The 11,515-nt window shown below is 68.7% G+C and carries 11 protein-coding genes and 1 pseudogene; 9 read left to right on the top strand and 3 right to left on the bottom strand.

Annotated elements, in window-relative coordinates:
* Positions 1–17: 17 nt before the first annotated feature.
* A complete protein-coding gene (ctaE, locus tag ABQE44_RS21850; RefSeq protein WP_427056651.1) occupies positions 18–629 on the bottom strand; it encodes an aa3-type cytochrome oxidase subunit III in 612 nt (203 codons plus the stop codon).
* 68 nt (positions 630–697) lie between these two features.
* On the opposite strand from ctaE, the gene trpD reads away from it, so the two are divergent.
* Positions 698–1,771, top strand: coding sequence for an anthranilate phosphoribosyltransferase (gene trpD / locus ABQE44_RS21845; protein ID WP_448394247.1), 1,074 nt, complete (start codon positions 698–700; stop codon positions 1,769–1,771).
* Here trpD and ABQE44_RS21840 read toward each other — a convergent pair.
* Positions 1,709–3,508: pseudogene (locus tag ABQE44_RS21840) on the bottom strand (DEDD exonuclease domain-containing protein); the annotation flags it as partial. The gene trpD and the pseudogene ABQE44_RS21840 sit on opposite strands and share 63 nt — an antisense overlap.
* A 104-nt stretch (positions 3,509–3,612) precedes the next feature.
* Between ABQE44_RS21840 and ABQE44_RS21835 the strand changes: the two are divergent.
* The 4 genes from ABQE44_RS21835 to ABQE44_RS21820 all read left to right on the top strand — a co-directional run bounded on the left by ABQE44_RS21835 (position 3,613) and on the right by ABQE44_RS21820 (position 7,036).
* Positions 3,613–3,816 carry a hypothetical protein gene (locus tag ABQE44_RS21835; protein ID WP_448394246.1) on the top strand — a complete coding sequence of 68 codons (204 nt, stop codon included), beginning with the start codon at positions 3,613–3,615 and terminating at the stop codon, positions 3,814–3,816.
* A 152-nt stretch (positions 3,817–3,968) separates the two neighbouring features.
* Positions 3,969–5,093: a peptidoglycan hydrolase RipC gene (ripC, locus tag ABQE44_RS21830; protein ID WP_448431870.1), complete on the top strand. Its 1,125-nt coding sequence runs from the start codon at positions 3,969–3,971 to the stop codon at positions 5,091–5,093.
* A complete protein-coding gene (locus ABQE44_RS21825) occupies positions 5,062–5,895 on the top strand; it encodes a peptidase (protein ID WP_448394244.1) in 834 nt (277 codons plus the stop codon). The genes ripC and ABQE44_RS21825 overlap by 32 nt, the downstream gene beginning before the upstream one ends.
* 4 nt (positions 5,896–5,899) lie before the next feature.
* Positions 5,900–7,036, top strand: coding sequence for a glycosyltransferase family 4 protein (locus ABQE44_RS21820; RefSeq protein ID WP_448394243.1), 1,137 nt, complete (start codon positions 5,900–5,902; stop codon positions 7,034–7,036).
* On the opposite strand, the gene ABQE44_RS21815 is transcribed toward ABQE44_RS21820, so the two are convergent.
* A complete protein-coding gene (locus tag ABQE44_RS21815) occupies positions 7,033–8,835 on the bottom strand; it encodes an AMP-dependent synthetase/ligase (RefSeq protein ID WP_448394242.1) in 1,803 nt (600 codons plus the stop codon). The two genes, ABQE44_RS21820 and ABQE44_RS21815, sit on opposite strands and share 4 nt — an antisense overlap.
* Positions 8,836–8,928: 93 nt before the next feature.
* On the opposite strand from ABQE44_RS21815, the gene ABQE44_RS21810 reads away from it, so the two are divergent.
* The 4 genes from ABQE44_RS21810 to ABQE44_RS21795 all read left to right on the top strand — a co-directional run bounded on the left by ABQE44_RS21810 (position 8,929) and on the right by ABQE44_RS21795 (position 11,460).
* Complete coding sequence (locus tag ABQE44_RS21810; RefSeq protein WP_448394241.1) at positions 8,929–9,318, top strand: polyketide cyclase / dehydrase and lipid transport; 390 nt, start codon at positions 8,929–8,931, stop codon at positions 9,316–9,318.
* Positions 9,319–9,387: 69 nt separating this feature from the next.
* Positions 9,388–9,825, top strand: a complete 438-nt coding sequence (locus ABQE44_RS21805) for an SRPBCC family protein (RefSeq protein ID WP_448394240.1) — start codon at positions 9,388–9,390, stop codon at positions 9,823–9,825.
* 1 nt (position 9,826) lies between these two features.
* Complete coding sequence (locus tag ABQE44_RS21800) at positions 9,827–11,101, top strand: ArsA family ATPase (RefSeq protein ID WP_448394319.1); 1,275 nt, start codon at positions 9,827–9,829, stop codon at positions 11,099–11,101.
* Positions 11,098–11,460 carry a hypothetical protein gene (locus tag ABQE44_RS21795; RefSeq protein WP_448394239.1) on the top strand — a complete coding sequence of 121 codons (363 nt, stop codon included), beginning with the start codon at positions 11,098–11,100 and terminating at the stop codon, positions 11,458–11,460. The genes ABQE44_RS21800 and ABQE44_RS21795 overlap by 4 nt, the downstream gene beginning before the upstream one ends.
* The last annotated feature ends 55 nt before the right edge of the window (positions 11,461–11,515 follow it).

Below are 11,515 nucleotides of genomic sequence, written 5' to 3'. Positions count from 1 at the left end.
GACATCGGCGGAGCCGGTCATCGTACGAAGTAGATGGTCGCAAACAAGGCGATCCACACGATGTCGACGAAGTGCCAGTAGTAGGACACGACGATCGACGCGGTGGCCTGCGCCGGGGTGAACTTGCTCATCCGGGTGCGGGCGAGCAGGAAGATGAACGCGATCAGGCCGCCGATCACGTGCAGCCCGTGGAAGCCGGTGGCCAGGTAGAAGACCGAACCGTAGGCACTGCTGGAGATCGTCGTGCCGTGCTGGACGAGGTGGATGTACTCGTAACCCTGACCCAGCACGAAGAACGTGCCCATCAGGAACGTGACGAAGTACCACCTGCGCAGGCCGAACACGTCGCCGCGCTCGGCGGCGAACACGCCCATCTGACAGGTGAACGACGACGCGATCAGCACCAAGGTGACCGGCACCGCCTGCACCAGGTTCAGCTCGGTCGGCGGGGGTGGCCACTCGCCGCCCGCCTGCGAGCGTGCCGTGAAGTACATTGCGAACAGCCCAGCAAAGAACATGAGCTCGCTGGAAAGCCACACAATGGTGCCGACACTGACCATGTTCGGCCGGTTCAGCGAATGTACTCGCGACGTGATTGCAGTCCCGGAGCTACCTACAGCACTCGTCACAGAAGCAAGTATGACGCTTTGTAGTTGTCGAACTCCACCCGGGTCGACGTATTGGGCATAATCTGGCGGTGACATCTTCTCGAGCGCAGTCATCTGAATCCCCGACGTGGCCGCTGATCCTCGGCCGGCTGACCACTGGTCAAGCGCTCGCACCGGGTCAGGCCGGCTGGGCGATGGACCAGATCATGACCGGCGCGGCCACCCCCGCACAGATCGCCGGCTTCGGCGTGTCGATGAGGATGAAGCGCCCGACGTCGGCTGAGGTGACTGAACTGGCCGACATCATGCTCAGCCACGCGCGTCGGGTGCCTACCGATGTGATCGGCACCGACACCGTCGATGTGGTGGGCACCGGCGGCGACGGCGCCAACACCGTCAACCTGTCCACCATGGCGTCGATCGTGGTGGCCGCGGCGGGCGTGCCGGTGGTCAAGCACGGCAACCGCGCGGCGTCGTCGTTGTCGGGCGGGGCCGACACGCTCGAGGCGCTCGGGGTGCGCATCGACCTCGGACCCGACGAGGTCGCCCGCAGCGTCACCGAGGTCGGCATCGGGTTCGCGTTCGCGCCGCAGTTCCATCCGTCGTACCGGCACGCCAGCGTGGTGCGCCGCGAGATCGGCGTGCCGACCGTGTTCAACCTGCTTGGCCCGCTGACCAACCCGGCCTCACCGCGGGCGGGGCTGATCGGCTGCGCGTGGGCTGACCTCGCCGAGGTGATGGCCGGGGTGTTCGCCACCAGGGGCGCCAGCGTGCTCGTCGTGCACGGCGACGACGGCCTCGATGAGTTGACCACCACGACGACGAGCACCATCTGGCGGGTGCAGGCCGGCACCGTGGAGCGGCTGACATTCGACCCGGCCGCGTTCGGGTTCGCCCGCGCCGAGCTGTCCGAGTTGGTCGGCGGCGACGCGGAAACCAACGCCGCCGAGGTGCGCGCGGTGCTCGGCGGCGCCCAGGGCGCGGTGCGAGATGCCGTGGTGCTCAACGCCGCTGGGGCGATGGTGGCCCACGCCGGACTAGCCAGCGACGCCAAATGGGTGCCGGCGTGGGAGTCCGGGCTGGCCCGCGCCGCCGAGGCGATCGACTCGGGAGCGGCCGAACAGCTGCTCGCGCGTTGGGTGCGGTTCTCGCAGAAGCTCTGAGCCCTCGTCGAACCCGTTGGGCGCCAGGCTCTGTTCGGCGGCCAGTCGTGCCGACCGCGCAGTGGCGGCCCAACCGGCCCACTGTCCTGCCGCACCGACCGGTGAGGAGTAACCGGGTTCGGCCCGCACGATGCGCACCCCGGGCCTGCCCAGCCAGCGCGCGACCAGCCCCACCTCCTCCACCAGCGCACCACCCAGCGGGGCTGGCGCGCCGATCACGGTCTGCGCGCCCGCGCACAACGCGTCGACCACCGGCATCGGCGGCACGCCGCGCGGCGCGGTGCCCGCCGCGGCCAGCTGACCGTGGCGCAGCACCGCCAGGTGCCACCCGCCCGCGCCGTCGGGGCGGGCCGCCACCATTTCGGCGACGGCGGCCAGCGCGCGCAGCCGCTGACCGCGCCACAGCACGTCGATGGCGGCGGCCGCGGAATCGCGCAACCGGGCGGCCGTCTCGTAGCGGTTGCGGGCGGCCAGATCGCCGATGTGGGCGACGATCTGGGCCAGGGTGCGGTTGTCACAGCCCGCGATCAAGTCGACGGCCCGGCGCACCGCCTCGGCGTACTCGGTCGCGTCGACGCCCCGCGCGGCCGGACACGGCGACACCTCACGTTCGGGGCAGGCCTGGCCGTGCAGCGCGCTGCGGCCCAGCCGCGTGGTGCACGTGCGCACGCCGGTGAACCGGGCCAGCAACGCCGCGGTGGACACGGCGTCGGCGCGGGCGCGAAACGGCCCCACCGCGCGGTCGTGCTTGGGAGCGCGCACCGCGGCGAAGCGTGGGAACGCCTCGTCGGTGAGCACCACCCACCACCACCGGTGCGGGAACTTCGAGCGTCGGTTGTAGGGCGGTGCGTGCGCGGCGAGCAGCCGAAGTTCACGCACGCCGGCTTCGAGGTCATGGGCGCACTCGACGTGGTCCACCGCGGTGGCCAGCGACGCCATCTCCTTGATGCGGGTGCGGGAGTCGGCCCCGTTGAAGTACTGGCCGACGCGGCGACGCAGATCGACGGCGGTTCCGACGTAGAGCACTTCAGCCGCCGGACCGCGGAATAGGTAGACGCCGGGCCGGTGCGGCAGCGCGGCGGCGAGGTGACGGTTGCGCCGCTGCGCCGGCGTGACGTCGGGCAGGTAGGTGCGCAACTCGGGGTAGGTGTGCACGCCCTGGTTGCCGACGCGCTCGATGAGCCCGTGCAGGACGTCGACGGTGGCACGGGCGTCGTCGAGCGCCCGGTGGGTCGGGGTGGTGGACGTCTGAAACAGCCGCGCCAGCGCCGAAAGTCGCACGCTGGGCGCCTCGTCACGGCTCAGCACCCGGCGCGCCAACTTGACCGTGCACAGCACCGGCGGTTTCGGCCAGGTGATGTCGGCGCGTTCGGCGGCCGCACGCAGGAAACCGATGTCGAAGCCCGCGTTGTGGGCGACCAGCACCGCACCCCGGGCGAACTCGAAGAACGTGGGCAGCACCGAGTCGATCTTCGGGGCGTCGCACACCATCGCCGTCGTGATCCCGGTCAGCGCCACGATCTGCGGCGGAATGCTGCGGCCGGGGTCGACCAGGGTGGCCAGCTCACCGAGCACCTCGCCGCCGCGGACCTTGACGGCGCCGATCTCGGTGATCGCGTCGTACCCGTCTCCGCTGGCGCGTCCACCGGTGGTCTCCAGGTCCACGACCACGAACGTGGTGTCGTGCAACGACAGGTCGGCCAGCGGATCCACGTCGGCGAAGCTCAGCTGGCCCATGCGCTGAAGGTAGGCAGGGGCACCGACAGCATCGGGTTGCGACCCGCCGGAAATGTCGGTGCTCGCCGATACCGTCAGCGCAACACCGACCGAGAGGAGTGTTCATGGGCACGGTGAAGATCGACTGCGACGACTGCGCGGTACGCGGCCCCGGATGTGGGGACTGTGTGGTGAGCGTCTTGCTCGGCACCCCCGAGACCCTGCTCGACGACGAACGCCGGGCACTGGAGGTCCTCGCCGACGCGGGGATGGCGCCGCGGCTTCGGCTGGTACCGATCCGTCGCCGCGGCGATCCTGGAGTGGCCTAGCGGACACGCGCCTGTAGGCGGCGAACGATTACCTTGGTGCAGCTGCTAAATTGGCGTCTTCGTTGGACAAGCCCGTTGCCGTTTCGTAACCTGTTTGAGACCTAAGAGCAGTTCGTAGCGGCTTCGTCTCGGAAGTTTGAAGGACGCACATCTTGAGGCTCCATCGCAATCAGTTGCCCGCGCGTGTCTTTTCGCGAATGCGTAGACCGGCCGTAGGCGTGATAGCGAGCCTGGCGCTTCTCATCGGCATGCTGGCCGGCAGTGTGCAGGCCGATCCCGCCGAGGATGCGCTGGCAAAGCTTCACGAACTTTCTCGGCAGGCCGAGCAGGCCACTGAAGCAATGCATTCGGCGCAGCTGGATTTGGATGACAAGCTGGCAGTGCAGCATGCCGCAGAGGCCAAGCACGCCGGGGACGTGGCGGCGCTCGAAGCGGCCCGGTCCCAGCTGGCAACCTTTCAATCCGCGGTCAACAAGGTTGCTGCAGCGGAATACATGGGCGGCCGGACCGACGGTATGGACGCGATCCTGACCGCCGCCTCACCGCAGGGGCTCATCGACCAGTTGTCGGTGCAGCGGGTGATGGCCGCCGAGATGTCGGCCCAGATGAAGAACTTCCGCGAAACCGGAGCCAAGGCCGCGCTGGCCGAACAAGCGTCGGCGAAATCCGCCGCGGACGCCAAGACCGCCGCAGAACAGGCCGCCGCGGTGCGCGCCGAGCTGCAGGCCAAGCAGAGCCAGCTGCAGATCCAGATCGCCGTCGTCAAGGCCCAATACGAGGCCCTGACCCCGCACCAGCGTCAGGAGCTCGCCGCGCTGCCGCCGACGCCTCCGGTGCCCGCGCCGCTGCCGCCCGGCGGCGATCCCGCGATCATCGCCGCGCCGCCTGCGCCCGGCGCCATCCCGCCCGGTGATCTGGCACCTCCGACGGGCGGGCATTCCGGGACCGTCATCCAGGCCGCGCTCAGCCGCATCGGATCGCCGTACTCGTGGGGCGGGTCCGGACCCAACGCGTTCGACTGTTCCGGGCTGGTGATGTGGGCGTTCCAACAGGCCGGCATCTCGCTGCCGCACTCCAGCCAGGCGCTGGCCAGAGGCGGTCAATCGGTGTCGGTGGACCAGATGCAGCCCGGCGACGTGGTCAACTACTACTCCGACGCGTCGCACTCGGCGATCTACATCGGTGACGGAATGATGGTGCACGCCTCCACGTATGGCACGCCGGTGCGAGTCGCCCCGGTGAACAATGCGCCGATCTACAACGTCCGCCGCTACTGACCGTCTGGCGCTACGCGCCAGAAGCCGAAAGACCCTGTTCGCGGTTCTTCTTGCCGAACTGCTGAGCGCGCTGCTGTTGGTGGGACGGTTCGACACCGCGTCGGGCCCGGTGGTGGCCACACCGGCGTCGGTGACGACTCCCACCACGGCATCGAGCAGCCAGGTTCTGCGCGACGGCCGCACCGTGCAGTTGGTCGGCATGGGAGCGCAGCGAACGACGCGGCTGTTGTCGCGGATCGCCGCCGAGATGGACGACGCCGCGGCCGCGGTCACCGCGTTCTGGGGCCCGGACTGGCCGCGCGACATCGTCGTGGTGGCCGCCGGCACCGATGAGCAGTTCGCGGTGATCGGCGGCGGTGGCCCCCACACCGCGGCCACCACCACCGCCGAGCGGATCATGTTCGCTCCAGCCGCCGACACGATGAGCGACTCCGCGCTGCGAATCGTCTTGCGGCATGAGCTGTTTCACTACGCGGCCCGCGCCGAGACGGCCGCCGACGCCCCGCAGTGGCTCACCGAAGGGGTCGCCGATTTCGTGGCGCGCCCGGTCACGCCGCGCCCCGACGGCGTGGCCGCGACGCTGCCCACCGACGCCGAACTGGCGGGCCCGCAGCGCTCGGCGGCCTACGACCGTGCCTGGCTGTTCAGCCGGTTTGTCGCCGACGAGTACGGGGTCGGCAAACTGCGCGAGCTGTACTTGCGCGCCTGCGGCCACGGCCACCCCGACACCGCGACAGCGCTGCGTGAAGTGCTGGGCCAGAACCCCGACGCCATCATGGCGCGATGGCGGCAGCGGATGTGATGGTTTGAGCCGGGTCCTGTTGGTCACCAACGACTTTCCGCCGCGCCGCGGCGGTATCCAGTCCTACCTGCAGGAGCTGGTCAACCACCTGGTCGCCACCGGTGAGCACACGCTGACCGTCTACGCACCGAAGTGGAAGGACAGCGACGCCTTCGATGAACAAGCCGCGGCGATCGGTTACACCGTGGTGCGCCATCCGGGCACCCTGATGCTGCCGGAACCGTCGGTGATGATGCGTATGCGCCGGCTCATCGAACGCCACCGGACCGATACGGTCTGGTTCGGTGCAGCGGCGCCGCTGGCGCTGATGGCCCCGCTGGCGCGGCAGAGCGGCGCAACACGGGTGCTGGCCAGCACACACGGCCACGAGGTCGGCTGGTCGATGCTACCGCTGGCCCGAACGGCGCTGCGGCGCATCGGATCCGGCGTCGACGTGGTGACCTACGTCAGCGACTACACCAGAAGCCGGTTCGCGTCGGCGTTCGGACCCGACGCCGCGCTCGAGCACCTGCCGCCGGGCGTGGACACCGACCGGTTCGCGCCCGACGAGGTGGCGCGTGCCGAACTGCGCGCCCGCTACCGACTGAGCGACCGTCCGGTGGTCGCGTGTGTGTCGCGGTTGGTGCCGCGCAAGGGCCAGGACATGCTGATCCGGGCGCTGCCCGCGATCCGCCAGCGCGTCCACGGCGCGGCGCTGCTCATCGTCGGCGGCGGGCCGTACCGGGCGTCGTTGCGCCGGTTGGCGCACAGCTTCGGCGTGGCGTCGCACGTGTTCTTCACCGACGGGGTGCCCGGCGACGAACTGCCCGCCCATCACGCGGTGGCCGACGTGTTCGCGATGCCATGCCGCACCCGCGGCGCGGGCCTGGACGTCGAGGGGTTGGGGATCGTGTATTTGGAGGCGTCGGCGACGGGGGTCCCGGTAGTGGCGGGCCGTTCGGGCGGCGCACCGGAAACCGTGCGCGACGGCGAAACCGGCGTAGTGGTCGACGGCTGGGACGTCGGCGCCATCGCGGCAGCGGTCAGCGACCTGCTCGCAGATCCCGACCGGGCGGCCCGGATGGGCGCGGCCGGCCGGCGCTGGGTGGTGGACAACTGGCAGTGGCGCACCCAGGCTGCGCGGTTGTCGGCGTTGCTCTAGCCGGTCTGGTAGATCGCCTCGATCTCGGCGGCGAACTTCTCGGCCACCACCTTGCGTTTGACCTTCATCGTCGGCGTCAGCTCGCCGGTGTCCTCGGTGAAGTCGACCGGCAGGATGTGGAACTTGCGGATCCCCTCGGCCTTCGACACCGCCTGGTTGGCCTCCTTGACGGCCAGATCGATCTCGGCGACCAGATCGGGGTCGGTGGCCAGGTCACCCACCGAGGCGTCGGCGCCCTTGCTGTTTCGTTGCTTCCAGCCCTCGATGGCCTCTGGGTCGATGGTGATCAACGCGCCGACGAACGGCTTCCCGTCCCCGACCGCCATGGCCTGGCTGATCAGCGGATGTGCGCGCAGTTGGTCCTCCAGGATCGCCGGGGCGACGTTCTTGCCGCCCGCGGTGACAATGATCTCCTTCTTGCGGCCGATGATGGTCAGGAACCCGTCGTCGTCGATGGCGCCGAGGTCACCGGTGTGGAACCAGCCGTCGGTGAACACCTTCTCGGTCTCTTCGTCGTTGCGCCAGTAGCCGTCGAACACGACGCCGCCCCTGACCAGCAGCTCATGATCCTCGTTGAGGCGCATGCTGTTGCCGGGCAACAGCTTTCCGACCGAGCCGATCCGCACGTCGTCGATCCGGTTCACCGTGATCGCGGCGCTTGTCTCGGTGAGGCCGTAGCCCTCGTAGATGGTCAGCCCGACACCGCGGTAGAAGTGGCCGAGCCGCTCGCCCAGCGCTGCGCCACCGGAGATCGCGCCGTGGCATTCGCCGCCGAGCGCGGCCCGCAGCTTGCCGTAGACCAGCCGATCGAACACCGCGTGCTTCGCCCGCAGCAGCAAGCCGGGACCACCGGTGTCCTGGGCCCTGCTGTAGTCGATGGCGGTGTGGGCGGCCATCTCGAAAATCCGGCCCTTACCGTCGTTGCGGGCATTCTGCTCGGCGGTGTTGTACACCTTCTCGAACACCCGCGGCACCGAAACCACCAGCGTCGGCTTGAACACCGCGAAGGTGGGGACCAGGTTCTTGATGTCGCTGGTGAAGCCGAGCGTGACCTTGTTGGCGAAGGCGGACAGCGTGATCGCGCGGGCCAGCACATGTGCCAGCGGCAGGAAGACCAGCATCTTCTCGCCCTTGTCCAGTAGCGCCGGGAAGCAGTCCTTCGCACCGCGGATCTCGTAGACCAGGTTGGAGTGGGTGAGTTGGCAGCCCTTCGGCGTGCCCGTCGTACCGGAGGTGTAGATCAGCGTCGCCGGGTCGGTGACCTTGATCCCGGCCAGCCGGTCCTCGAGTTGCCTGGCATCCAGCGACTTACCCGCCTCGGCCAGCGCCTCCAGCGCAGGCGTACCCGAGCCGTCGATGCGTAGCACCTCGCGCAGCGCAGGCAGTTCGTTGACGAGGTTGTCGATCTTGTCGGCGTGCTCGTCGGTCTCAGCGAAGACCAGCACCGCACCGGAGTTCGCCAGCACGAACTTCACCTGCTCGGCGGAGCTGGTCTCATAGATCGGCACGGTCAACGCGCCGACGGCCTGGATCGCGAAGTCGATGATCGGCCATTCGTAGCGGGTCGCCGCCAGCAACGCGACGCGGTCACCGGGATTCACGCCGCGCGCGATCAAACCCAATGCCGTCGACCGAACCTGTTCGGCCGCCTGCTTGCAGGTCACATCGGTCCACACCCCGTCGACCAGACGTTGGAAGATCACATGGTCGGGGTCGTCACGCTCATGGTCGAAGACACTTTGTACGACGTTGTCGTGCTCGCCTACGGTGAACGAAGCGGGACTGCTGAACTCACGCACGGTGCTGGCCTTTCGACATTCGGCAACTCTGCCGTACCCAGCCTAGTCGGCCTCGGCCGGCGAAACCGGATGCATATGTGAAGCTGGTAGGTCATGAATAGCATCCAGGTCGCAGACCAGACCTTCGTGGCCGCCGACCCCGTCGAGGTGGGACGGTCGGTCGGCGACCCGACGAGCTGGCGGCGCTGGTGGCCCGACCTGCGACTCACCGTGGTGGAGGACCGCGGTGAGCTGGGGCACCGGTGGAGCGTGACCGGGGCGCTCACCGGCACGATGGAGGTCTGGCTGGAGCCCGCCCTCGACGGCGTCATCCTGCACTACTTCTTGCACGCCGAACCGTCGGGGGCGGCGGCGTGGCAGCTGGCCAAGATGAACCTGGCCAAGATGAACCATCAACGCCGCGTGGCCGGAAAGAACATGGCGTTCGAGGTCAAGCAGCGGCTCGAGGCCACCCGCCCGGTGGGCGTATCGCGCCTGGCCTGATAGTTCGGCCATCCCCGGGCGGGGAGGGTAAATTTTTGGCCAGCGACAAATTTCACCAGGAAAGAAGCAGTGGCGGACAAGACGGCGCAGACGATCTACATCGATGCCGACCCCTCGACGGTGATGGACGTCATCGCCGACATCGGTTCCTATCCGGACTGGGTCGCCGAGTACAAGGAAACCGAGGTCCTGGAGACCGACGAGCAGGGCTACCCCAAGACGGCCCGGCTGGTGCTCGACGCCGCCGTTCTCAAAGACACGATGGTGTTGACCTACGAGTGGCCGCCGGACCGCCGGTCGGTGACGTGGAGCCTGGTGTCGAGCTCGCTGCTCAGATCGTTGAACGGGGCGTACCGGCTGGCCCCCAAGGGATCCGGGACAGACGTCACCTACGAGCTGGCGGTCGATCTGATCATCCCGATGATCGGGCTGCTGAAGCGCAAAGCTGAACGGCGCCTGACAGACACCGCGTTGAAGGACCTGAAGAAACGAGTCGAGGCTGAGTGAGCTGAGGGATCCCGCCGAAGCGGCTGCCGCCAGTATCAGCCTGTTCGTCGGAAAGGGCGGTGTAGGCAAGTCGACGTTGGCGACCGCCACCGCCGTACGCGAGGCCCGTGTGGGCCTTCGGGTGCTTCTCATCTCGACCGACCAGGCGCACTCGATCGGCGACGTGCTGGGCACCACGGTCGCCCCGACCGGGCGGCGAGAGCCGACCCGGGTGCTGGCCGACCTGGAAACCGGCACAGCCGACCGTGGCGGAGGTTTCCTCGACGCGTTGGCGCTGGACACGTTGGCGCTGCTGGAGACGCGTTGGCGCGACGTCGCCGCGCTGATCTCGGCCAGATTTCCCGACTCTGAACTGGGAAACATTGCCCCGGAAGAACTCTCGGCTCTGCCCGGCGTCCAGGAGGTGCTCGGCCTGCACGAGGTCGGCGAGTTGGCCGCCTCGGGGCAGTGGGACCGGGTGGTGGTCGACTGCGCGTCGACGGCCGATGCGCTGCGCATGCTCACGTTGCCCGCAACGTTCGGTATGTACCTGGAACGGGCGTGGCCGCGGCACCGGCGGCTGGCCGGCGCGGCCGACAACGCCCGCACGGCCGCGGTGGTCGGCGTGCTCGAGCGCATCGCCGCTGGCACCGACGAGCTGAGCGCGATGCTCGCCGACGAGTCGAGGGTCAGCGCGCACCTGGTGATGACGCCCGAGCGGGTGGTGGCCGCCGAGGCGGTGCGCACACTGGGTTCGCTGGCGCTTATGGGTGTGCGGGTCGAAGAGTTGATCGTGAATCAGCTTCTGGTGCAAGATGATTCCTACGAATACCGCAACCTGCCCGATCATCCCGCGTTCGACTGGTACGCCGAACGCATCGCCGAGCAGCAGGCCGTCTTCGAGGAACTCGACACCACGATCGGTGATGTGCAACTGGTCATGGTGCCCCACCTGGCCGGTGAACCGATCGGAGCCAAAGCGCTGGGCGAACTCCTCGACAACGCCAGGCACAGGGACGGGGCGCCGCCGCCGGGACCGCTACGGCCGATCGTGGATCGGGAATCGGGCTCGGGCCTCGAAGCGATCTACCGAATGCGACTAGAGTTGCCGCAGGTCGATTCTGCGGCCCTGACACTGGGTCGGGTCGACGACGACTTGATCATCGGTGCCGGCGGCCTGCGCCGCCGGGTTCGGCTGGCGTCCGTGTTGCGCCGGTGCACCGTGGTGGACGCGCAGCTGCGCGGGTGTGAACTGACAGTGCGGTTTCGACCGAATCCGGAGGTGTGGCCGAAGTGAGTGGGGCACATCCCGAGCTGGGTCCGGAGCTGCGCCAGCTGGCCCAGACCATCCTGGACCGGCTCGACCCTGCCGTGAAACTGGCCGCAGCGCGGGCACTCGCGGACGGTGCAGGCAGGTGCCAGCAGGTGTGGTGTCCGGTGTGTGCGCTGGCGGCGCTGGTGGCCGGTGAGCAGCATCCGCTGCTGACGGTGATCGCCGAACACAGCGTCGCGCTGCTGGCGGTGGTCCGCGCCGTCCTCGACAACAGTGCAGGACCGGGTGAGCCGCCGCCGAGCCCGCCGGCACCGGACAGCGCAAATCCGAACGGCGCAACGCCGGGCCACTATCAGCACATTCCGGTCGACGTCGAAGAATGAGCACACGTGATGGCCACGTCAGTGCACCGGCGTTGTGGTCGCATCCACAACGCGT

Source organism: Mycolicibacterium sp. XJ2546 (assembly GCF_053483195.1).
The sequence above is the reverse complement of the archived record's forward strand: the minus strand, read 5'-3'. Positions and strand labels throughout refer to the sequence as shown.